The sequence below is a fragment of the Alsobacter sp. P4_H11 genome, from assembly GCF_056400925.1.
In genome coordinates, this window is the sequence record NZ_JBFUKI010000007.1 from 138,291 (window position 1) to 160,175 (window position 21,885).

23 protein-coding genes and 1 other RNA gene are annotated in these 21,885 nt (G+C 68.2%); 9 read left to right on the forward strand and 15 right to left on the reverse strand.

All coding sequences use genetic code 11. The features are described from left to right. Positions 1–31 precede the first annotated feature (31 nt). The 3 genes from pal to AC1DSZ_RS14065 form a co-directional block, all read right to left on the reverse strand. Positions 32–565, reverse strand: coding sequence for a peptidoglycan-associated lipoprotein Pal (pal, locus tag AC1DSZ_RS14055; protein WP_188519413.1), 534 nt, complete (start codon positions 563–565; stop codon positions 32–34). Between the two features lie 282 nt (positions 566–847). Beyond that, positions 848–1,564, reverse strand: coding sequence for a DUF1013 domain-containing protein (locus AC1DSZ_RS14060; protein WP_476838976.1), 717 nt, complete (start codon positions 1,562–1,564; stop codon positions 848–850). A 195-nt stretch (positions 1,565–1,759) separates the two neighbouring features. Beyond that, entirely contained in the window at positions 1,760–2,761 is a 1,002-nt protein-coding gene (locus AC1DSZ_RS14065; RefSeq protein WP_476838977.1) for an NAD(P)H-quinone oxidoreductase, read from the reverse strand. 132 nt (positions 2,762–2,893) lie between these two features. Here AC1DSZ_RS14065 and AC1DSZ_RS14070 point away from each other — a divergent pair, with 132 nt between their 5' ends. Then, positions 2,894–3,091 (forward strand): DUF1192 domain-containing protein, encoded by a 198-nt coding sequence (locus AC1DSZ_RS14070; protein WP_476838978.1) that lies wholly within the window; start codon positions 2,894–2,896, stop codon positions 3,089–3,091. 808 nt (positions 3,092–3,899) lie between these two features. After that, entirely contained in the window at positions 3,900–4,421 is a 522-nt protein-coding gene (gene rcdA / locus AC1DSZ_RS14075; RefSeq protein ID WP_188519417.1) for a protease adaptor protein RcdA, read from the forward strand. A gap of 171 nt (positions 4,422–4,592) precedes the next feature. On the opposite strand, the gene rpmE is transcribed toward rcdA, so the two are convergent. Next, the gene (rpmE, locus tag AC1DSZ_RS14080; protein ID WP_188519418.1) at positions 4,593–4,826 is read right to left on the reverse strand and encodes a 50S ribosomal protein L31; all 234 of its coding nucleotides are present in this window, start codon (positions 4,824–4,826) and stop codon (positions 4,593–4,595) included. A gap of 147 nt (positions 4,827–4,973) precedes the next feature. On the opposite strand from rpmE, the gene AC1DSZ_RS14085 reads away from it, so the two are divergent. Continuing rightward, a complete protein-coding gene (locus AC1DSZ_RS14085; RefSeq protein ID WP_476838979.1) occupies positions 4,974–6,833 on the forward strand; it encodes an ABC transporter transmembrane domain-containing protein in 1,860 nt (619 codons plus the stop codon). 4 nt (positions 6,834–6,837) lie between these two features. Here the strand turns inward: AC1DSZ_RS14085 and AC1DSZ_RS14090 are convergent, their stop codons facing one another. From AC1DSZ_RS14090 to tkt, 11 genes are all read right to left on the reverse strand, one after another. After that, positions 6,838–7,278 carry an N-acetyltransferase family protein gene (locus tag AC1DSZ_RS14090; protein WP_476838980.1) on the reverse strand — a complete coding sequence of 147 codons (441 nt, stop codon included), beginning with the start codon at positions 7,276–7,278 and terminating at the stop codon, positions 6,838–6,840. Beyond that, positions 7,278–8,309: a peptidoglycan -binding protein gene (locus AC1DSZ_RS14095; RefSeq protein WP_476838981.1), complete on the reverse strand. Its 1,032-nt coding sequence runs from the start codon at positions 8,307–8,309 to the stop codon at positions 7,278–7,280. Before AC1DSZ_RS14095 ends, AC1DSZ_RS14090 begins: the two co-directional genes overlap by 1 nt. Continuing rightward, positions 8,306–9,301: a flagellar motor protein MotA gene (locus AC1DSZ_RS14100; RefSeq protein WP_476838982.1), complete on the reverse strand. Its 996-nt coding sequence runs from the start codon at positions 9,299–9,301 to the stop codon at positions 8,306–8,308. Before AC1DSZ_RS14100 ends, AC1DSZ_RS14095 begins: the two co-directional genes overlap by 4 nt. A 94-nt stretch (positions 9,302–9,395) precedes the next feature. Beyond that, entirely contained in the window at positions 9,396–10,199 is an 804-nt protein-coding gene (locus AC1DSZ_RS14105) for an inositol monophosphatase family protein (RefSeq protein ID WP_476838983.1), read from the reverse strand. A gap of 51 nt (positions 10,200–10,250) precedes the next feature. Next, positions 10,251–10,817, reverse strand: coding sequence for an elongation factor P (efp, locus tag AC1DSZ_RS14110; RefSeq protein ID WP_476838984.1), 567 nt, complete (start codon positions 10,815–10,817; stop codon positions 10,251–10,253). Between the two features lie 117 nt (positions 10,818–10,934). Then, positions 10,935–11,948, reverse strand: coding sequence for a tetratricopeptide repeat protein (locus tag AC1DSZ_RS14115; protein WP_476838985.1), 1,014 nt, complete (start codon positions 11,946–11,948; stop codon positions 10,935–10,937). Then, positions 11,945–12,607, reverse strand: coding sequence for a thiamine phosphate synthase (locus tag AC1DSZ_RS14120; protein ID WP_476838986.1), 663 nt, complete (start codon positions 12,605–12,607; stop codon positions 11,945–11,947). The genes AC1DSZ_RS14115 and AC1DSZ_RS14120 overlap by 4 nt, the downstream gene beginning before the upstream one ends. A gap of 105 nt (positions 12,608–12,712) precedes the next feature. Then, positions 12,713–13,801 carry a class II fructose-bisphosphate aldolase gene (gene fba, locus AC1DSZ_RS14125; RefSeq protein WP_188519426.1) on the reverse strand — a complete coding sequence of 363 codons (1,089 nt, stop codon included), beginning with the start codon at positions 13,799–13,801 and terminating at the stop codon, positions 12,713–12,715. 81 nt (positions 13,802–13,882) lie between these two features. After that, complete coding sequence (locus AC1DSZ_RS14130) at positions 13,883–15,076, reverse strand: phosphoglycerate kinase (protein ID WP_476838987.1); 1,194 nt, start codon at positions 15,074–15,076, stop codon at positions 13,883–13,885. Between the two features lie 81 nt (positions 15,077–15,157). Beyond that, entirely contained in the window at positions 15,158–16,165 is a 1,008-nt protein-coding gene (gene gap, locus AC1DSZ_RS14135) for a type I glyceraldehyde-3-phosphate dehydrogenase (protein WP_476838988.1), read from the reverse strand. 84 nt (positions 16,166–16,249) lie between these two features. Then, entirely contained in the window at positions 16,250–18,235 is a 1,986-nt protein-coding gene (tkt, locus tag AC1DSZ_RS14140) for a transketolase (RefSeq protein ID WP_476838989.1), read from the reverse strand. A gap of 381 nt (positions 18,236–18,616) precedes the next feature. Between tkt and AC1DSZ_RS14145 the strand changes: the two genes are divergently transcribed. From AC1DSZ_RS14145 to AC1DSZ_RS14170, 6 genes are all read left to right on the forward strand, one after another. Continuing rightward, positions 18,617–18,904: a DUF4164 family protein gene (locus AC1DSZ_RS14145; RefSeq protein WP_188519430.1), complete on the forward strand. Its 288-nt coding sequence runs from the start codon at positions 18,617–18,619 to the stop codon at positions 18,902–18,904. 33 nt (positions 18,905–18,937) lie between these two features. Further along, a complete protein-coding gene (locus tag AC1DSZ_RS14150; RefSeq protein ID WP_476838990.1) occupies positions 18,938–19,312 on the forward strand; it encodes a cell division protein ZapA in 375 nt (124 codons plus the stop codon). Positions 19,313–19,420: 108 nt separating this feature from the next. Beyond that, positions 19,421–19,577, forward strand: a non-coding RNA gene (ssrS, locus tag AC1DSZ_RS14155) — 6S RNA. Positions 19,578–19,589: 12 nt separating this feature from the next. After that, entirely contained in the window at positions 19,590–20,168 is a 579-nt protein-coding gene (locus AC1DSZ_RS14160; protein WP_476838991.1) for a 5-formyltetrahydrofolate cyclo-ligase, read from the forward strand. A gap of 9 nt (positions 20,169–20,177) precedes the next feature. Continuing rightward, positions 20,178–20,999, forward strand: a complete 822-nt coding sequence (locus AC1DSZ_RS14165) for a TIGR00282 family metallophosphoesterase (RefSeq protein ID WP_476838992.1) — start codon at positions 20,178–20,180, stop codon at positions 20,997–20,999. Positions 21,000–21,118: 119 nt separating this feature from the next. Next, positions 21,119–21,865 carry a YebC/PmpR family DNA-binding transcriptional regulator gene (locus AC1DSZ_RS14170; protein ID WP_476838993.1) on the forward strand — a complete coding sequence of 249 codons (747 nt, stop codon included), beginning with the start codon at positions 21,119–21,121 and terminating at the stop codon, positions 21,863–21,865. Positions 21,866–21,885: the final 20 nt, after the last annotated feature.

The window sequence follows — 21,885 nt, forward strand, 5'->3', positions numbered from 1 at the left end:
GGCGCCGGCTCTTGTCGCGAGGCGTTGCGGATCACATGCCCGCGGCGCCGCCCAGCACCGTGACGGCGCGGCGGTTCTGCGACCAGCACGAGATGTCGTCGCACACCGCGACCGGACGCTCCTTGCCGAACGAAATCGTCTTCAGGCGAGAGCCGTTCACGCCGCGCGAGGCGAGGTAGTCGCGGGCCGCCTGGGCGCGTCGGGCGCCGAGCGCGAAGTTGTATTCGCGCGTGCCGCGCTCGTCCGCATGGCCTTCGATCGTGATGGCGTAGCGCGGGTACTGGCTCAGCCACTGCGCCTGCTTGTCCAGCGTGGCGGTCGCGGTCGGGGTCAGGTCGGTCGAGTCCGTCTCGAAGAACACGCGGTCGCCGACGTTGACGATGAAGTCCTGGGCCGAACCCGGCGTGCCCGCGCCGCCGCCTGCTCCGAACCGTCCTGCGCCGCCGGCGCCCATGGCGTCAGAGCCGTCCGCCGCCTTGTTCGACGAACAGGCCGCCAGGGTCAGCGCCGCCGCGAGCACGATGCCGAGCTTCGCCGCTTTCGCGACCGCGAGGGTACCCGTCATAGTCTTGCTCCTTGTGATAAACCGTTGACCCGACGCTTACGCCCGGGTGGTTAAGCGAAGGTTCCGTCAACCTTGCCGGATCGTTTTCGGAATATGTTGCATTCGAGCGATTGCCCGGATGGTGAATGCTTGGTGAACGACGCAACGTGAGCTTGGCGGCCTTACGAAGCCGAGCAGGCGTCGTTCTGAAAGCTGATTTGCGGCGAAACCGCGCCAGAAAAGCGAATGGCCGGGACATGCCCGGCCATCGTCAAACCATGTGTCTCGGCCGCAACAGCCGGACTACTCGTCGTCGTCCTCGCCACGGCGGCCCTTGAGGGGCTTGAGCTTGGCGAACACCGAGTCGGCGTCGATCCGCTCTTCCTCTTCCTTGGGCGCGTTGAGCGATGCGAAGGGCTGCTGCACCGGCTCCTTGGCGGTGGTGATCTCGGCGGGCAGCAGGGTCTGGCCGCTGGATTCGACGCTGGCGGGACGGTCCTTGGCGGCCTTGGCGACCTCGAAGTCGAGGTCGATCTGCGAGCACAGGCCCAGCGTCACGGGGTCGAGCGGGCTCAACGTCGCGGCGTTCCAATGCGTCCGGTCGCGGATCTGCTGGATCGTCGTCTTGGTGGTGCCCACCAGGCGCATGATCTGCGCGTCCTTGAGCTCGGCGTGATTGCGCAGCAGCCACAGAATGGCGTTCGGGCGATCCTGGCGGCGCGACAGAGGCGTGTAGCGCGGCCCCTTCTTGCGCTTCTGCTCGGGAATGCGGACGCTCGACACCGCCAGCTTGAGCGTGTGGTTGCGGTCCTTCTCGCCTTTTTCGATCTCGTCGCGCGTGAGCTGGCCGGCCACGACGGGGTCGAGCCCCTTGATGCCGGCGGCCACTTCGCCGTCCGCGATGCCCTTCACCTCGAGCGGGTGCAGCTTGCAGAAGTCGGCGATCTGCTCGAACGACAACGACGTGTTGTCGACAAGCCAGACGGCCGTCGCCTTCGGCATCAGCGGTCCAGTGCTCATGATCGCGCTCCTCTGCATGCGGCGCTGAAAACCAGGCCCGGTGACGACATAGCTCCTTCGCGCTCCGGCCGGACCTTTCGGTCGGAGCCCCAGGGCAGCCATCACTGATCGGGGATGCGCGCTATATAATCCGCCCGCCGTCCCGACGCAATCGGCGTGATGGTTTACGGGCGAATTGCAGGCCGGAAAGGGCGCTTACCCGACCGTGAGCACGATCTTGCCGATGTGCTGGCTCGTTTCCATCAGGGCGTGAGCCTGTGCGGCCTCGGCCAGCGGAAACGTCTTGTGGATCACGGGCCGGACCTGGCCGGACGCGACGAGAGGCCAGACCTTTTCGACGAGCTGGTCGGCGATCCCGGCCTTTTCGGCGGGCGAACGGCTGCGCAGGGTCGAGCCCGTATGGGTCAGCCGCTTCAGCATCAGGCGCATGAAGTCGATCTGCGTCTTGGACGAGGACTGGAACGCGATCTGCACGATGCGCCCTTCAACGGCTGCCGCCTCGTAGTTCTTGGCGATGTAGTCGCCGCCGACCATGTCGAGGATCAGATCGACGCCCTTTTTGCCGGTCGCCGCCTTGCTCTCGGCCACGAAGTCCTGCGTCTTGTAGTTGATCGCCACGTCCGCACCGAGCTTGCGGCAGGCCTCGCACTTTTCGTCGGATCCGGCCGTCGTGATCACGGTCGCGCCGAACGCCTTGGCGAGCATGATCGCCGTGGTGCCGATGCCGGAGGTGCCGCCATGCACCATGAAGGTTTCGCCGGATTTCAGCCGGCCGCGCTCGAAGACGTTGGTCCAGACCGTGAAGAAGGTCTCCGGAATGGCGGCCGCCTCCACCATCGAGACGCCTTCCGGGATCGGCAACGCGTTGCTCTCGTGAACCGGGCAATACTCCGCGTATCCGCCGCCCGATACGAGCCCGCAGATCCGGTCGCCGACTTGGTAGCGCGTGGCGCCCTCGCCCACTGCGACCACCTCGCCGGCGATCTCCAGGCCCGGGATGTCCGAGGCGCCGGGCGGCGGCGGATAAAGTCCCTTGCGCTGCATGACGTCGGGCCGGTTGACGCCCGCGGCCGCCACGCGCACCAGCACTTCGCCAGGGCCGGGCTGCGGCACGGGCCGGCTTTCCGGCGCGAGCGCTTCGGGACCGCCCGGCTCCTTGATGCCGATCGCGGTCATGGTCTGCGGCGTTGCGGTCATGCGGGCCTCCTCGGGGCTGCGGAAATGGCGGTCGGGAACGCGTTCTGGCGCAAATGGTCCCGGTTGCGCCGTTTTGCGCTCCCGCCGGGCTTGTTTATCCTGCACGCACCGTCATCGCAGATGGAGCGCACCATGGCTGATCCCTTCGCAGACGACCTGCCCCAACGCAAGCCGATGCAACATGCCGTCGGGCAGGACCTCTCGGCCTTGTCGGTGGACGAAATCGACGAGCGCGTCAGTCAGCTCCAGGCCGAAATCGCCCGCCTCCAGGACGCCCGGCACGCCAAGATGGCCTCCCGCGACGCCGCCTCGGCGTTCTTCAAGAGCTGAACGGTCGCGCGGATTGTTGCGCCTCATCGGCGGGAGCCCCCTCTGTCATCACCCCGGCTCTCTCCGTCATCCCCGGCGGCGCGCAGCGCCGGGAAGAGGATCCAGGAGTGAGCGCCTTTGCCCCTGGATTCCCTTCCCGACCTGCTGCGCAGGTCGCCGGGGATGACGGCGAGGCGAGTTCAGCCTTCGTGCAAGCGTCGGTGGCACCCTCCCCGTCATTGCGAGCGACAGCGAAGCAATCCAGCTAACGCCGGGCATATAGGCTGGATGGCTTCGCGTCCGGCTCGCGAAGCCGGCGAGGCGCATGAGAGCGTGGCGGGCGGCGACGCTGCTGGTCGCCTCGTCGGCCCCGCCGGAGAGATGCAGTGTGGCGTTCCGGGACGGGGTTCGACCCGGCGGACGATTTCGGCACAGGAGCGACCAAAGCGAAGCTGCGCCTTAACGGCCAGTTAAGCTTTCGGGACTATGAATGAAACATCCAGATTCCTTCTGGATGTCGAGTGGCTCCTGTCCACTCTGTTTGACGCCTCCCTGTTTACCCACTCCGCAAAGCCGCCTTCGGGCGGCTTTTTTTTTGCGTTCTCAACCTGGTCGGGCATTTTGGGCCTGCCGCAACCCGTGGGGGCGGCCGCGCGTTGCGGGTGAGCTGTCCACAGCGTTAGGGTTAACAAACAGTTAAAGTGGCGTACCAGCCCCGGCTGGCGCTATGTTTGCTCCGTACCGCCACGAAGGCGGCTGGACCCTGCGCCGGGATCGTTCCGGGACGACAGGGAGCCAGCGCCGCGACAGTGAGCGGAGAAGTGGCGTGATGAACGAGATCCAGCACAAGGTTTCTTTCCCGAAGCCCGTGTCCTTCGCGGAGAGCTTCGTCTCCTCGGATGCGTTCCGCACGCTGTTTCGCGAGGGCATGTCCCTCGTGGAGGCCACGGCCGCCTATCTGGACGGCGAAGGCCGGGAAGAATCCAAGAACCTGCCGCGCCTCGCCGCGCTCGCTTATGCGAGCGAGAGCATGCGGCTGACGACCCGCCTGATGCAACTCGCCTCATGGCTGCTGCTGCAGCGCGCCGTGTCGGAAGGCGAGCTCACCTCCGACGACGCCCAGCGCCAGAAGGAGAAGGTGCGCCTCTCGAGCCAGAACGGCGCGAGCAGCCCCGAGACGGTCGAGAGCCTTCCCGAGCAGCTGCGCATGCTGATCGGCAGCTCCCTGCGCCTGCAGAGCCGCATCTTGCATCTCGACCGCCTCATGGAAGGCAAGACCGAGGATGCGCCGACCATCCCGAACCCTGTGGCCATGCAGCAGCGCCTGCTGCAGTCGGCTTTCCGGAGCTGAGACGACCAACGCGCTTGGTGGATAGATCTTGGAGCGCGCCTCGACGGTCCCACGGATCGCCGAGCCGGGCTTCGACCCAAACAAAAACCCCCGGCGCGCAGCCGGGGGTTTTTTGATTCAAAGGCTCCACCCGCGGGCGGAAAGCGCCGGCCGGAGCCGGCGCAGCCGATCTTACTTCTTGGCGCCGATGCCGAAGCCGCCGAACTTCGTGTTGAAGCGCGACAGGCGGCCACCACGGTCCATCAGCTGCTGCGTGCCGCCGGTCCAGGCCGGGTGCGTCTTGGAATCGATGTCGAGCTGCATGACATCGCCTTCCTTGCCCCAGGTCGAGCGGGTGTGGAACTCGGTGCCATCGGTCATCACGACCTTGATGGTGTGGTAGTCGGGGTGAATCTCGGGCTTCATGAGTAGTCCTCGCAGGGTCGCCGCGGCGCCCCAATATCGTCTATAGGAGCCTGGAATGATGTTGCGCCCCTATAGCGCAGGGCGCACCGCTGCACAAGCCGGCCAGGGCTCCGATATACGGCCCGGGTTTCAGAAACGAGAGTACCGATGTCCGATCCCGCTTCAGCGACGCCTTCCAGCCGGTTGCAGGCCCCGGTGGCCCCCATGGCCGCGGACGCCCCTGCCGAACGGGACAGGACGTCGCTGCGAGACCTCCAGCCGCTCCTGCCGTTCGCGTTGCGCTACCGCGGCCGGATCGCGGCCGCGTTGGCGGCCCTCGTACTGGCCTCCATGGCGACGCTCGCCATCCCGCTGGCGGTGCGCCGGATCATCGACAACGGCTTCTCGCCCGAGAACGCCGGCTTCATCGACCGCTACTTCACGGTGATGATCCTGGTCGTGGCCGTGTTGGCCTTTGCGAGCGCGGCCCGCTACTACCTCGTGATGACGCTTGGCGAGCGCGTGATGACGGATGTCCGCACCGCCGTCTTCGCGCATCTGACGCGATTGGACCCGAGCTTCTACGACACCGCCAAGTCCGGCGAGATCGTCTCGCGGCTCACGGCCGACACCACGCAGATCAAATCGGCGTTCGGCGCCAGCGCCTCCATCGCGCTGCGCAACCTCGTGCTGTTCATCGGCGCGATCGCCATGATGGTGATCACCAGCCCGCGCCTGTCCGGGCTGGTGCTGCTCGCCATCCCGTTCATCGTGCTGCCGCTGGTGGCGTCCGGCCGCTCGGTGCGCCAGCGGTCGCGCCTCGCGCAGGACCGGCTGGCGGACGCCTCCGCCTTCGCCACGGAGGCGATCGGCGCGACCCGCATCATGCAGGCCTTCACGGCCGAGAAGCCCACGCTGGCGCGCTTCGCCCAGGCCGCCGAGGACGCGTTCCACGCCGCCCGCACGGCCACGCTGGCGCGCGCGATCCTGACCGCGGTGGCGATCTTCCTGATCTTCGCCAGCGTGGTGGCGGTGCTGTGGTACGGCGCGCAGGACGTTCTCGCCAACCGGATCACGGGCGGGCGGCTGTCGCAGTTCGTGCTCTACGCCGTGTTCGGCGCGGGCGCGCTCGGCGAGCTCTCGCAGGTCTGGAGCGAGGTCAGCGCGGCGGCGGGCGCCGCCGGCCGCATCGCCGAGATCCTGGGCGTGAAGCCCCGCATCGCGGCGCCGAGCAACCCCACCGCGTTTCCGCAGCCGCCCGTCGGCTCCGTCGCGTTCGAGGACGTCCACTTCGCTTATGCGACCCGCGACGACCACCCGGTGCTGTCGGATCTCTCCTTCGCGGTCGCGCCGGGCGAGCGCGTCGCCATCGTGGGCCCGTCCGGAGCCGGCAAGAGCACCGTGGTTCAGCTGCTGCTGCGCTTCTACGACCCGCAGGCAGGCCGCGTGCTGGTGGACGGCGTGCCGCTCGTGGAAGCCGACCCCGAGGCCCTGCGCCGGCGCATCGCCTTTGTGCCGCAGGACCCGGTGGTGTTCGGCGCCACCATCGCCGAAAACCTGCGCTATGGCCGGCCCGACGCCACCGACGCGCAGATGCGCGAAGCCGCGCGCCAGGCCGCCGCCGACCGCTTCATCGAGGCGTTGCCGGAGGGGTATGACACGCGCGTGGGCGAGCGCGGCGTCACGCTCTCGGGCGGGCAGCGCCAGCGCATCGCCATCGCGCGCGCGCTCCTGCGCGACGCCCCCATCCTCCTCCTCGACGAAGCCACGTCGGCGCTGGACGCCGAGAGCGAGACCCTGGTGCAGGAGGCGCTGGACGGGTTGATGGAGGGGCGCACCACCATCGTGATCGCGCACCGGCTGGCCACCATCCTGAAGGCCGACCGCATTCTGGTGATGGACGAGGGCCGCATCGTCGAGCAGGGCAAGCATTCCGAGCTCGTCAACCGCAACGGCCTCTATGCCCGCCTGGCGCGCCTACAGTTCGAGGCCGGGGCCGCCGCGCTGGCCGTGCGCGCCGCCGAGTAGCCGCTCAGGGCTCCCAGGCGTAGTGGAACAGCGGCAGCCCGGAGGCGGCGCTGACGCCCTCCCCGGTGCGCCGGAAGCCCTCGCGCTCGTAGAAGCGCAGCGCCCGGTCGTTGCCGGCGTTCACCTCCAGCCGCACGCCGGTGGGCGACAGCGCCTTGGCATGGTTCAGCAGCGCCAGCCCGGCGCCCTGCCCCCAGCTGCGCGGCGCGGCGGCGAGCTGGTCGAGATGGCCGTTGCGCGCATCGATGGTCACGAAGCCGAGCAGCCCCTCGTCGTCCTCGGCCACGAACACCCCGACGCCGTCCGCCCGCAGGCTCGCGATGCGGCCCTCGAACCATCCCCGCCGCGCCTCGAAGTCGATCTGGCGCATCACGTCCCGCCAGCTCTCGACCCAGAGCTGCGTCATGGCGGCCAGATCGTTATCTTCCATGGGTCGGATGCGCATCACCGCTCCGTCAGCTTGAGCTCGATCCGTCGGTTGCGCTTGAAGGCCTCGTCGGTGTCGCCCAGCTCCAGCGGCTGGAACTCGCCAAAGCCCGTGGCGCCGAGCCGCTGCGGCGGCACGCCCCTCGAGACGAGGTATTGCACCACCGCGATCGCGCGCGCGGCCGAGAGGTCCCAATTGGACTTGTAGATCCCCGAGCCCGAGAGCGGCCGCTTGTCGGTGTGGCCGTCCACCCGCATGATCCACGGGATGTCGCCCGGGATCTCGCGGTCCAGCGTCACCAGCGCGGCCGCCAGCCGGTCGAGTTCGGCCGTGCCGGCCGGGTTCACGCCCGCCGCGCCGGGATCGAACAGCACCTCTGACTGGAACACGAAGCGGTCGCCGACGATGCGCACGTCCTGCCGGTTGCCCAGCACCTGCCGGAGGCGACCGAAGAAATCGGATCGGTAGCGCGCCAGCTCCTGCACCTTCTGGGCGAGCGCCACGTTCAGCCGCGAGCCCAAGTCGGCGATGCGCGCCTGGCTTTCCTTGTCGCGCGATTCCGAGGCGTTCAGCGCCTCCTCCAGGGCCGCGAGTTGCCGACGCATGGCGGCGATCTGCTGATTCAGGATCTCGACCTGGTTGGCGGCCCGCGCGGCGAGCTGGCGCTGCGTCTCCACTTCCTTGCTGAGCGCCGCCACCTGCCCGCCAGCCGCCGCCGCCCCGGCCGAGCTGGAGTCGACGAGCCCCTGCAGCCGGTTGCGCTCGTTCTCGGCCGCTTTCAGCGTGTCGGACAGGAGTAGCACGTTGTCGTCCGAGCTCTTGCGGCCGACGCGCTCCAGCGCGAGCAGGTCGGTGAGCTCGGAGATCTGCCGGGTAAGCCGCACCAGCGCCTGGTCCTTGTCGGTGACCTGCTGGCTCAGGAAGAACTGCGCCAGCACGAACACCGACAGCAGGAACACGATGGCGAGCACCAGCGTCGACAGCGCGTCCACGAAGCCGGGCCAGTAATCGATGGGGCGCTGGCCTCGCCGCGTGCGCCCGAGGCTCATCGGCGCATGTCCTCGGCGGCGATGCGCTCCAGCAGCTTGCGCATGTCGGCGTCACGCCCGGCCTGGCTCTCCACCCAGTCGCGGATGAGCTGCTGCTCGGAGCGCATGTGATGCACGAGCGCCTGGATGCCTTCCGCCAGGTTGGCGAGCGCCGCCGTGGTGCCGCGGCTGCCGGTGGCCTCCTGCACGGCGAAGCTGAGCCGGTCCAGCGCGGCGCGCACATCCGTGCCGCTGCCGCTGCCGATCATCGGCAAGGCTTCGGGCGTCGGCTCCGCGACCGTGGTCGAAAGCCAGTCCTCCACCTCGTTGTAGAAGCGGTTCTGCGCCTGCGCGGCCTGCAGGTCGAGAAAGCCGAGCACGAGCGATCCGGCGAGGCCGAACAGCGAGGACGAGAACGAGATGCCCATGCCGGCCAGCGGCGCGGCGAGCCCGCTCTTGAGGTCCTCGAACATCAGCGTGGCGTCCGCCCCGCCCTTCATGGTCTGGATCACGCGGCCGACCGAGCCGACGGTCTCCAGGAGGCCCCAAAAGGTGCCAAGAAGTCCAAGGAACACCAGCAGGCCCGTCAGGTAGCGGCCGATGTCGCGCGACTCGTCGAGACGCATGCCGACCGAGTCCAGCAGCGAGCGCAGCATCGCCGGGGTGACGGTCACCGAGCCGGCGCTCGGCCCCTGGCGGTTCAGCAGGATCGCGGCCATCGGGGCGAGCAGCACCGGCGGTTCGATGTTGCGGTTCTCGAGGTTCGGCGCCCGCACGGCGTTCACCCAGCGGATCTCGCGAAACAGCCGGATCACCTGCCGGAACGCCAGGATGATGCCGATCAGCAGCACGCCGAAGATCAGCCCGTTCAGGCCTGGATTGGCCAGAAAGGCGTTCCAGATCGCCTTGTAGAGGATCAGGGCCACAAAGGCGGCGAGGATCAGGAACACGGCCATCCGCAGCAGATGGCGCCGCGGAGAAGACAAACGCTGGATTTCGAGAGGAATCGCCATGGGGCCTCGCGATCGGGGCGGCCATGTTCGCGCCCCTGCCCGCCTCATTCAAGGCGGCGGGCGCGTAATCCTTAATCCGGACAACAGGAAAGCGCTATGCGGTCGCGGCGCGCGCGTCCTTGAGGATGTTCAGCAGCGCCCGGTGCATGTCCTCGTTGCCGGCCACGAGCGTATCGGCCGTGAACACGTCGTCCTTGCCGAACGCATCCGTGACGTAGCCGCCGGCCTCACGGATCATCAGAGCGCCGGCCGCCAGGTCCCACGAGTTCAGGCCCTGCTCCCAGTAGCCGTCATAGCGACCGGCCGCCACCCAGGCGAGGTCCAGCGCGGCCGCGCCCATGCGGCGCACGCCGCTGGACTTCAGCATCACGCGCGATAACTGCTTCAGGTAGCCCGGATGGTCGCGACGGCCCAGCGTCGGGATGCCGGTTGCGAACACGCCGTCGAGATGGTCCGTGCGGGCGGCGACGCGCATGCGCTTGTTGTTCAGGAAGCAGCCCTTGCCCCGCTCGGCGATGAAGAGCTCGTCCTTGATGACGTCGTAGATCACGCCCGCGACCAGCAGGTTCTCGCGCTCGAGCCCGACCGAGATGCAGAAATGCGGGATGCCATGAAGGAAGTTCGTGGTGCCGTCGAGCGGATCGATGTGCCAGCGATGCGTCTTGTCACGCCCTTCGACGACACCGCTCTCCTCCATCACGAAGCCGAAGTCCGGCCGCGCCTTTTCGAGCGACTCCTGCAGCGTCTTCTCCGCACGATGATCCGCCAGGGACACGAAGTCGCCGGGCCCCTTGCGGGACACCTGGAGGTTCTCGACCTCGCCAAAGTCGCGGCGCAGGCCCTTGGCGGCCTTCATCACGGCGTCGACCATCACGGTCATCAGGGCGGAGCGGATCATGGCGTGTCTCTGGTCTTGTTCGTCGGCGGGGGCTGCGGCGCGGAGGCGATCTTATTCGGCGCGCCGTACATAGGTGATTTCGGTCGTGTCGACGACGACCTTCTCGCCGGCGTTGATGAAAGGCGGCACCAGGATGCGCAAGCCGTTCTCGAGCCGGGCGGGCTTGTATGACGAGGCGGCCGTCTGGCCCTTCATCACCGGATCGGCTTCCGTGATGGTGAGCACCACCTGCTCGGGCAAGCGGATGCTGATCGGCCGCTCCTGATGCAGGCGCAACGTCACCGTCATGCCGTCCTGCAGGAACGCGGCGCTATCGCCCACGAACTCCTTCGGCAACTCGATCTGCTCGAAGGTCTCGTTGTTCATGAACACGAGCTTGTCGCCCTCGACATAGAGGAACTGGAACTCGCGATATTCGAGCGAGATCTCCTCGACCCGGTCGTCCGTTCCGAAGCGGTTGTTCAGCTTGCGGCCGTCGATCAGGTTCTTGAGCTCGACCTGGTTGTAGGCCGGGCCCTTGCCAGGCTTGACCTTCTCGGTCTTCACCGCGACCCAGAGGCCGCCGTCATGGTTGATGGCCATGCCGGGACGGATGTCGTTGCCGCTGATACGGGCCATGCGCGAAGGTCTTTCGTGGGAGGAGAACGCGCCCAAAAGCACGACGGGCCGGGCGAGGTCAAGCAGGAAGGGGTTTTGATCGAACGCCGCAGCGTCGGCAGCTCAGGCCAAAGCGCCCTAGTTGCCCAGCCACTTGCGGACGGCCTCGTCGGCCTTGCGCCGGTCCTCGGGGCTTAGCCCCTTCAGGTTTTCGTCGAGCCACGGGTCCTTGATGCCCTGGTTCGTCGCGATCGCGTGCCATTTGGCCGCCTCGATGACGTTTTTTGGCAATCCCCGGCCTGCGGCGTAGATGCGCGCCAGGCGGTTCTGCGCCACCGGGTTGCCCTGCTCGGCTGCGCTCAGGAACATCTTGGCGCCGGCGGTCTCGTCCTTGCGCACGCCATCGCCGTTGAACAGCATGATGCCGTATTCGACCTGCGCGGAGACGTTGCGGTCGCGCGCGGCGCGGCCCATCCAGGCCGCCGCCTGGGCGTTGTCGCGCGGAACGCCGCGCCCGTCGCGCAGCACCACCGCGAGCGCGTATTCGCCATCCGCGTCGCCCGCGTCAGCGGCGTCCCGGAAAAGCTGCACGGCCCGCTTGTCGCTCTCCGCCTTGTTCTCCTGCAGCAGCATGAGGCCGAGCGTATAGGCGGCGTCCGGCACCGCGTCGGCCGCGCTCTCCAGCAGGCGGCGACCTTCGGCGGCGTCGCGTGGCGTGCCCTTGCCGTCGAGTTTCAGCATCGCCAGCGCGAAGGCCGCGTTGGGGTCGCCGCGTCCGGCGGCGAGGCGGTACCATTCGGCAGCCTTGGTCCAATCCTGCGCGACGCCCAGCCCGGCGCTGTAAAGCTCGCCGAGCAGCGTCATCGCGGCCGCGTCGTTCGGATCCTCCGCGATGCGCTTGGTCGCTTCGCGGAAGGCCGTGATGTAGAGCCCGCGCTGATAGGCGCCATAGGCGACGTCGAGGGGCTGGGCCGGCGCCGCGGGCGCGGCGGTTTCCGGCGCGGGCGGGGTGACGGAGGGCTGCGGCTGGGCCGCCGGGGCGCTGGTCTCAGGCGTGGCCGTCTGGGCGTGTCCGGGTTGCGCAGCCAGGAGGGCCGCGATAGCCGCGCCCAGGCGCGCCGCCCGCAAGAGCCTGCTGCGCGTGAACCTCACCGGGCCGGAGCCTCTGCGCTCTTCTGGAGCGCCGCAAGGGCCAGCGTCATGGCCTCGGCGGGACCGCCCGAATGGGCGAACACGGCTTCGCCAAGCGCCACGAACTCGCACCCCGTCGCGGCCAACGCAGCCACGTCGTCCAGCGTCGGCGCATACGCAATGCAAGGCGTCTGGAACAGTTCGGCCCACCACTGGGCGCGCTCCAGCACGCCCGAGAGCGGCGGCAGGCTGCCGTCGCGACGGGGCTCGCCGAAGAGAACGTAGTCGGTGCCCTCCTCGGCCGCCTCCATGGCGTCGTGGCGGGCCCGCAGATTGCCGACGCCGACCATGCGGCCCAGCGTCTTCATGGCTTCCGCCGCTTCGTGCAGCTTAGCGGGGTCGCTCACATGGGCGCCGTCCGCGCCGGAGCGGGCGACGAGTTCCGGAGCGTCCTCGATCAACACCGCGACATTGTGCTCCTGCAGGCGCGCGATCAGAGGCTTCAGCGCCTTGAGCAGGCTCCGCTCGTCGAGCTTGGGCAGACGCAGCAGCACGGCGTCCACCGGAGCGGCCGCGACGGCCGCCAGCAGGGCGTCGCCCATCGTCCCGGGCCAGCCGTCGGCGTCCTGGACGGGCGGCGTCATGAGGACGAGGCGGGCAGTGGTGGCGTCAGCGGTCATGGTCCTGGCGATCGTGCGAAGGCTCCGGGCCGCAAAGCCCGGAGCCTGGATGAACAGGCCGGCGCAGGAATCGCGCCGGAAAGGAGCCGCAAGCGGCCTTGTGGCTTACTCGGCCGCCTGGGCGGACGCCCCGAACTGCGGGTCGAGCGCGCCCGAGGCATAGCGCTTGGCCATGTCGGACAGCGTGATGATCTTGCCGATTTTGGACGCCTTGCCGGCGGTGCCGAACTCCTCGAGCCGCTGCTTGCACAGCTTGGTCATGGCGTCCATGGCGGGCTTCAGATACTTGCGCGGGTCGAACTCGCCGGGGCTCTGCGCGAACACCTTGCGGATTTGGCCCGTCATCGCCATCCGGTTGTCGGTGTCGATGTTGATCTTGCGCACGCCGTGTTTGATGCCGCGCTGGATCTCCTCGACCGGAACGCCCCAGGTCTGAGGCATCTTGCCGCCGAACTCGTTGATGATGTCCTGCAGGTCCTGCGGCACCGACGACGACCCGTGCATCACCAGATGCATGTTGGGCAGCAGCCGGTGAATCTCCTCGATGACGTTCATCGCCAGGATGGCGCCGTCCGGCTTGCGGGAGAACTTGTAGGCGCCGTGCGAGGTGCCCATCGCGATCGCGAGCGCATCCACCTTGGTGGCGCGCACGAAGTCGACCGCCTCCTTGGGGTTGGTCAGCAACTGGTCGTGGCTGAGCTTGCCCTCGGCGCCATGGCCGTCTTCCTTCTCGCCCATGCCGGTTTCGAGCGAGCCGAGCACGCCGAGTTCGCCTTCGACCGAGATGCCGCCCAGATGGGACATGTCGACCACCGTCTTGGTGACGCCGACATTATACTCCCAATCACCGGGGGTCTTGCCATCTTCCTTGAGCGAGCCGTCCATCATCACGGACGTGAAGCCGGCCTGGATGGCCGTCATGCAGGTCGCGGCGTTGTTGCCGTGGTCGAGGTGCACGCAGACCGGGATCTGCGGGTAGATCTCCGTCACGGCGTCCATCATGTGCTTCAGCATGATGTCGTTGGCGTAGGAGCGCGCGCCGCGCGAGGCCTGGATGATCACAGGCGCATCGGTGGCGTCGGCCGCCGCCATGATGGCGAGCGCCTGCTCCATGTTGTTGATGTTGAAGGCCGGAACGCCATAGCCGTGCTCGGCGGCGTGATCCAGAAGCTGCCTCAGGGTGATGCGCGCCATGGTTCTTGTCTCCCGGACGATACGCCAGACATTACAGGCGTTGATGTCGATAAGGTGGTCGTTTGTAAGCCTGCGGCCAAGTCAGCGCAGGCGGAGAATCTCGACGCCCGGCAGCGGCTTGCCTTCCAGCCACTCCAGGAAGGCGCCGCCGGCCGTGGACACGTAGGAGAAATCCTCGGCCGCGCCCGCATGGTTGAGCGCCGACACGGTATCGCCGCCGCCCGCCACCGAGAGCAGCCCGCCGGCCTTGGTGAGCCGCGCCGCCTCGCGGGCGACCGCGTTGGTGCCCGTGTCGAAGGGCTCCAGCTCGAAAGCCCCAAAGGGGCCGTTCCAGACCAGCGTCTTGGCCTGCGCGAGCTTGCCCTTCACGGTTTCGATGGATGCCGGACCGATGTCGAGGATCATGTCCTCAGGGCCGACGGCGTCCACGGACACGACCTTGTTGGCCGCGTGGGCCTTGAACTCCGACGCCACCGTGGCGTCCACGGGCAGCACGATCTCGCAGTTCGCGCCCTTGGCGGTCTCCAGGATCGAGCGAGCCGTGTCGAGCAGGTCCTTCTCGCACAGCGACTTGCCGACAGCCTTGCCCTGGGCGGCCAGGAACGTGTTGGCCATGCCGCCGCCGATCACCAGGATGTCGACCTTCTTCACCAGATTGCCGAGCAATTCCAGCTTGGACGACACCTTGGCGCCGCCCACCACGGCCAGAACCGGCCGCTTGGGGGCCTCGAGCGCATGCGCGAGCGCCTCGACCTCGGCCTGCATGGTGCGGCCCGCATAAGCCGGCAGCACATGGCCGAGACCCTCGGTCGACGCGTGGGCGCGGTGCGCCGCCGAGAAGGCGTCGCTGACCCACAGGTCGCCGTTCTCGGCGAGCGCCTTCACGAAGGCGGGGGCGTTCTTTTCTTCCTCGGGGTGGAAGCGGGTGTTTTCCAGCAGCACCACGTCGCCCGGCTTCATGGCGTCCACGGCGGCCTTGGCGGCCGGGCCGACGCAATCCTCCGCGAAGCCGACCGGGCGGCCGAGATGCTCGGCGACGACGGCCGCCACGGGCCGCAGCGTTTCCTTGAGGTCTCGGCCCTTAGGACGGCCGAAATGCGCCAGCAGCACCACCTTGCCGCCCTTGTCGGCGATCTCGCGGATCGTCGGCAGCACCCGCTCGATGCGGGTGGCGTCCGACACCTTGCCGTTCTCCATCGGCACGTTGAGGTCCACGCGAAGCAATACGCGCTTGCCCGAGACGTCAGCGCTGTCGAGAGTGCGGAAGGCGGTCATGATGTCCTCTGTCGGAGGGCCTTAGGCCCCAAAGCGAAGACGCCCCCGGCCGTGGCCGGAGGCGGGTCACACGTCAGGCTCTCAGAGCAGCTTGCCCATCGCGACGGCGGTGTCGGACATGCGGTTCGAGAAGCCCCACTCGTTGTCGTACCAGGACAGGATCGACACCAGCGTGCCCTCCATGACCTTGGTCTGGTCCATGTGGAAGATGGACGAGTGAGGGTCGTGGTTGAAGTCGATCGAGACGTTCTTCTCGGTCGTGTAGCCCAGGATGCCCTTCAGCGGGCCATCGGCCGCGGCCTTGATGGCGGCGTTGATCTCCTCCTTGGAGGTCGCCCGCTTGGCGATGAACTTCAGGTCCACCACCGAGACGTTCGGGGTCGGCACGCGCAGCGCGAAGCCGTCGAGCTTGCCGTTGAGCTCGGGCAGCACGAGGCCGACCGCCTTGGCCGCGCCCGTGGAGGTCGGGATCATCGACAGCGCCGCAGCGCGGCCGCGGTAGAGATCCTTGTGCATGGTGTCCAGCGTCGGCTGGTCGCCCGTGTAGGAGTGGATCGTCGTCATCATGCCGCGCTCGATGCCGAAGGCCTCGTTCAGCACCTTGGCGACCGGGGCGAGGCAGTTCGTCGTGCACGACGCGTTGGAGATGACGAGGTGGTCCTTCGTCAGCTTGTCGTGGTTGACGCCGTACACCACCGTCAGGTCCGCGCCGTCGGCCGGAGCCGACACGATGACGCGCTTGGCGCCCGCCTGCAGATGGGCGGCGGCCTTGTCGCGCGACGTGAAGATGCCCGTGCACTCCAGCGCGATGTCGACGCCGAGATCCTTGTGCGGCAGCTCGGCCGGGTTGCGGACGGCCGTCACCTTGATGGGCCCGCGGCCCACGTTGATGGTGTCGCCCTCGACCGTCACCGTGCCGGGGAACCGGCCATGCACGCTGTCGTAGCGCATCAGGTGGGCGTTGGTCTCGACCGGGCCGAGGTCGTTGATGGCCACGACCTCGATGTCGGTCCGGCCGGACTCGATGATGGCCCGCAGCACGTTGCGGCCGATACGGCCAAATCCGTTGATGGCGACGCGTACGGTCATGATCTCATCCTTCTCCAACTCTCCCCGCCGCAACGCAAAGCCGAGGCCAAGGTTGCGCGGGGCCTGCAAAAATGAGGCGTGGGTTCAGACCCGCGCCGCGGCTTTCTCCGCCACCGCCTCGGCCGTGATGCCGAAGTGGGCGTAGAGTTCCTTGTAGGGGCCGCTCGCCCCAAAGCCCGTCATTCCGACGAACAGTCCGTCCGAGCCGATCACCTCGTCCCAGCCCATGCGCAGGCCGGCCTCGACGGCGATCTTCACCGGTGCGTCGCCGATCACGGCCGCACGCTCCGCCTCGGGCAACGCCAGGAACAGGTCCATGCACGGCACGGAGACGACGCGGGCGGGCACGCCCTTGTCGGCCAGCAGCTTCTGAGCCCCGAACGCGATCTCGACCTCGGACCCCGACGCGAAAATGGAAACCTTTGCGGCGCCGCCGCTCGCCGGCGAAGCCTCGTAGGCCCCCTTGGCGCACAGGTTTTCATCGGTCGCGGTCTTGCGGAAGGGCGTGAGGTTCTGGCGTGTCAGCGCCAGGATGCTGGGAGCGGTCTTGTGCTCCAGCGCGTATTGCCAGCACTCGGCCGTCTCCATGGCGTCGGCCGGGCGGAACACGTTGAGGTGCGGGATGGCGCGCAGGGCCGCCAGATGCTCCACAGGCTGGTGCGTCGGCCCGTCCTCGCCGAGGCCGATCGAGTCGTGCGTCATCACGTAGACGACGCGCAGGCCCATCAGCGCCGACAGGCGGATCGCGGGACGGCAGTAGTCCGTGAACACCATGAAGGTGCCGCCGCCCGGGATCACGCCGCCATGCAGCGCCATGCCGTTCATGGCGGCCGCCATGCCGTGCTCGCGGATGCCGTAATGGATGTAGCGGCCCGAGAAGTCCGCCGGCGTGATCGGCTGGGCGTTCTTGGTGCGCGTGTTGTTGGAGCCGGTCAGGTCGGCGGAGCCGAGCAACAGCTCGGGCACTGCTTCTGTGATGGTCTCCAGCGCCAGCTCGGACGACTTGCGCGTCGCCAGCGTCGGCGGCTCGGCCGCGAGCTTGTCCTTCAAGCCCTTCATGGCCGCCTTGAAGCCGCCCGGCAGGGCGCCGCTCTGGCGACGTTCGAACTCGGCGCGGACCGCCGGGTCCAGCTTGGCGACGCGCTCTTTCCAGGCCTCGTGAGCGGGCTTGCCGCGCTGGCTGGACTCGCGCCAGGCGTCGAGCACGTCCGGCGGAACCGAGAAGGGCTCCGGCGAGATGTTGAGCTGCGCCTTGGCGGCCGCGAGCTCCTCGGCGCCCAGCGGCTCGCCATGCGCCTTGGAGGTGCCGGCGCGCTTGGGCGAACCAAAGCCGATGATGGTCTTGCAGGCGATCAGGCTCGGGCGGTCCGCCTTGCGGGCGCGCTCCAGAGCCGCCTCGATGGCGGCGGGGTCATGCCCGTCGACGCGCTCGGCCGCCCAGCCGGCGGCCTGGAAGCGCATCAGCTGGTCGACATTGTCGGACAGCGACACGGGGCCATCGATCGAGATGCCGTTGTCGTCCCACATCACCACCAGCTTGGAGAGCTTCAGGTGGCCGGCGAGCGCGATCGCCTCGTGCGAGATGCCCTCCATGAGGTCGCCGTCGGACGCCAGCACATAGGTGTGATGGTCGACGATGTCGGAGCCGTACTCGGCCGCGAGATGGCGCTCCGCCATCGCCATGCCGACCGCGGTGGCCAGGCCTTGCCCGAGCGGGCCGGTCGTGGTCTCGACGCCGAGCGTATGGCCGTATTCCGGGTGGCCCGGCGTCTTGGAGCCCATCTGCCGGAACGACTTCAGGTCGTCCAGCGCCATGCCCTGCGTGCCGGTGAGGAACAGCAGCGAGTAAAGCAGCATCGAGCCGTGGCCCGCCGACAGCACGAAACGGTCGCGGTCGGGCCAGTGCGGGTCGGTGGGATCGAATTTCAGGAAGCGCGTGAACAACACGGTGGCGACGTCGGCCGCGCCCATGGGAAGGCCCGGGTGGCCGGATTTCGCCTTCTCGACGCCGTCCATCGCGAGGGAACGGATGGCGTTGGCCATAGGCACGTGCTGGTCACTGAAATTCATGGTCTCACCGTGCTGGAAACGGGCGGACTGATAGCATCCTGCCAAAGCGAGTCAATGTGAGGGCAGGCTTCGCGATGGCTCCGGCCGCCTCGCCCGCCTCATCCTTTCCGCTACGGGAGCAGGCCCGGCCGAGGCCGAAAACCCGTCTTACGCCCGCCGCATGACGACCCCGCGCCGGACGCTCGCGGGAAAGACGTAAGCGCCGCGCGGGATCCGCCACCGGGGCGTTCTTTCGACGTAGGCGGGGTGTTGACGGACGTTTCGCCGGCCGGACGGGCGTTGACGCCTCATCCGGCCGGCCCCTACACTTTTTTTATCAGCAAGCGACAGCCCCCTGATTCTCCCGATCGGCGCTGCTCCCACGCTATCGCCCGGAGTCCGATGCCTAGCTCCCCTGCCGTCGACCAGGCGCTCGCCCGTCTCCTCGCATCCATCAGCGTGCTCGAGGTCGCGGCGGCGCGACGCGCCGAGGCGGAGCGATCCAAGGGCACGTTGGAGACCGAGCTCGCCCTCATGCAGGACGACCGCGCACGGCTCGCCGTGGAGCTGGACGGCTCCGTGGCCTATGGCAAGCGGCTGGAGGCGACCACCGACGAACTCGCCCGGCGCGTCGACCGCGCGCTGGGCGACGTGCGATCGGTCCTCGACGCGGCGGTGGGGCGGGGCTAGTCATCGTCGGCGCGTGGGCGTGTCGAGTCGGAGGTGAGTTTGGGACAAGTCACGGTCACGATTGCCGAAAAGATTTACCGCATCGCGTGCGACGACGGCCAGGAAGACCATCTGCGCAGCCTGGCGGCCGAGGTGGACGCCAAGATTGGCGAGATGCGCAAGGGCTTCGGCGAAATCGGCGACAACCGGCTCACCGTGATGGCCGCCATCACGTTCCTCGACGAGCGCGAGGAGATGCGCAACCGCATCGCGCGGCTCGAGGGCGAAGTCGCCCATCTGCGCGAATCGCATGATCGCGTCGAGAGCTCGCTCGGCGAGACCGAGGCCGAAATCGCCTCCGCCGTGATGGAAGCCGCGGACCGGATCGAAGCGGTCGCGCGCAGCCTCGCGCCGACCCAGAACGGCTGACTGCGCCGGTCCGCAAGCTTTGTCTGTGCGCGAGCGCACGTCTCGTGGCGGAAACTGAGCCGCAAATAGGACTGGCAATTCGCTTTCAGCCTACCTAGATTCAGGACCGCGGGGCTGCGGGGTGCGTGAGGACCATGTATCCCCGGGGCCTTATCGATCCTAACGGGAGCTGTCCCCGCCCTTGTCCCTGGACTCGGGCACACGGCACCCACCTACGCTGTAGGTTTCCCGGGATCGGTCGTCCCACGGCCACTGTGGCTCCGCACTCGGCATTTCGATGACGACAACCAACGACAAGTCAGCGATCCGCCAGGACGTTCTGTCCCGGCGAGACGCCTTGTCGGAGGCCGATCGCGCCCGGATGTCCGCGGCGCTGGCCGAGCATCCCCTGCCCTTTCTCGACGTTCTCGCGGATGGCCCGGTATCGGGCTTCTGGCCGATCCGCAGCGAGATCGATCCCCGCCCTTTGATGCGCCGCCTCGCCCAGCTTGGCGCCGCGCTCTGCCTGCCGGTCGTGCGGGACACGGGGCTCCAGTTCCGCGCCTATGCGTTCGGCGACCCCCTCGACAAGGCCGGTTTCGGCCTGAGCGAACCTCCCCAGACCGCGCCGGAGGTTCGTCCACGCATCATGCTCGCGCCCATGGCGGCGTTTGACCGCTTCGGCGACCGCGTCGGCTATGGCAAGGGCCATTACGATCGCGCCATTGAGCGAATGTTGGCGGACGGCAAGCCGCTGACCATCGTAGGCCTTGCATTCTCGCTGCAGGAAGTGGAGCGAGTGCCCGCTGAACCGCATGACCGACGGCTCGACTGGATCCTCACCGAGCGCGAAGTCATTCGCCCGTCCCACCTATGAGATTGACCCATGCGCCTGCTCTTCCTTGGTGATGTCGTCGGGCGCTCCGGCCGCAATGTGGTCGTGGACCAGCTGCCGGCGCTGCGCGAGCGCTGGAAGCTCGATTGCGTCGTCATCAACGGCGAGAACGCGGCCGGCGGCTTCGGCATCACGGAGGCCATCTGCGACGACCTCCTGTCGGCCGGCGCCGACGCCGTGACGCTGGGCAACCACTCCTTCGACCAGCGCGAGGCGCTTGTGTTCATCGAGCGCCAGACCCGGCTGATCCGCCCGGCCAATTATCCGCCCGGCACGCCCGGCCGCGGCGCGACCGTGGTGGAGGCCCGCAACGGCGCGCGCGTGCTGGTCGTCAACGCCATGGGCCGGCTCTATATCGACCCGCTGGACGATCCCTTCGCGGCGGTGGAGCGCGAGCTCGCCGCCTGTCCGCTCGGCGAAGTCTGCGACGCGGTTCTGATCGACATGCACGCCGAAGCCACTAGCGAGAAGCTTGCGATGGCGCATTTCGTGGACGGCCGCGCCACCCTGGTGGTGGGCACGCACACCCACGTGCCGACCGCCGATCACCGCATCCTGCCCGGCGGCACCGCCTATCTGTCCGATGCCGGAATGTGCGGCGACTACGACTCCATCCTCGGCATGGCCAAGGAGGAGCCAATCCGCCGCTTCCTGCAGAAGACGCCGGGCGCCCGGATGGAGCCCGCGAACGGCCCCGGCGCGCTCGCCGGGATCGCCGTGGAAGTCTGCGACAAGACCGGCCACGCGCTGGACGTCGCGCCCATTCGCATCGGGCCGCACCTCTCCGAGGCGCGTCCGCACTTCTGGGAATAGCGGGGGGCTCCCGCTCCATCGGCTTCCTTTATTTCCGCGACGCTGCGACGTATAAGGCGCGCGCTCCATTCCGACCGGCCGCGCGCGGGGCGCCGGCCCGTTTCACTCTGAGGTTCGCCATGGCCGGCCATTCCCAGTTCAAGAACATCATGCACCGCAAGGGCCGGCAGGACGCCATGCGGTCCAAGCTCTTCTCGAAGCTGGCGCGCGAAATCACCGTCGCGGCCAAGATGGGCCTGCCCGACCCCAACATGAACGCCCGCCTGCGCGCCGCCATCCAGGCCGCCCGCGCCGAGAACATGCCCAAGGACAACGTCGACCGCGCCATTAAGAAGGCGATGGGCACGGACTCGGAGAACTACGACGAAATCCGCTACGAGGGCTACGCGCCCGGGGGCGTCGCGGTGATCATCGAGGCGCTCACCGACAACCGCAACCGCACCGGCGGCGAAGTGCGCTCGGCCTTCACCAAGGCGGGCGGCAGCCTGGCCGAGACCGGCGCGGTGTCGTTCATGTTCGACCGTGTCGGCGTGGTGGAGTTCAACGCCGGCGCGGCCAGCGAGGACGCCATGATGGAAGCCGCCATCGAGGCCGGCGCCGACGACGTCTCCACCGGCGAGAACGGCCACGAGGTCGTGACCTCCATGGAGTCGCTCCGCGACGTCGCCAAGGCGCTGGAGGAGAAGTTCGGCGAGCCCCGCAAGGCCTCGCTGGTCTGGCGCGCGCAAAACAGCATCGCGGTGGACGACGAAGCCGGCGAGAAGATCCTCAAGCTGCTCGACACGCTGGAGGAGAACGACGACGTCCAGAACGTCTACTCCAACGCCGAATTCTCCGACGCCCTGATGGCCAAGATCGCCGGCTGAGCGACGCCGAGGCGCCGCCG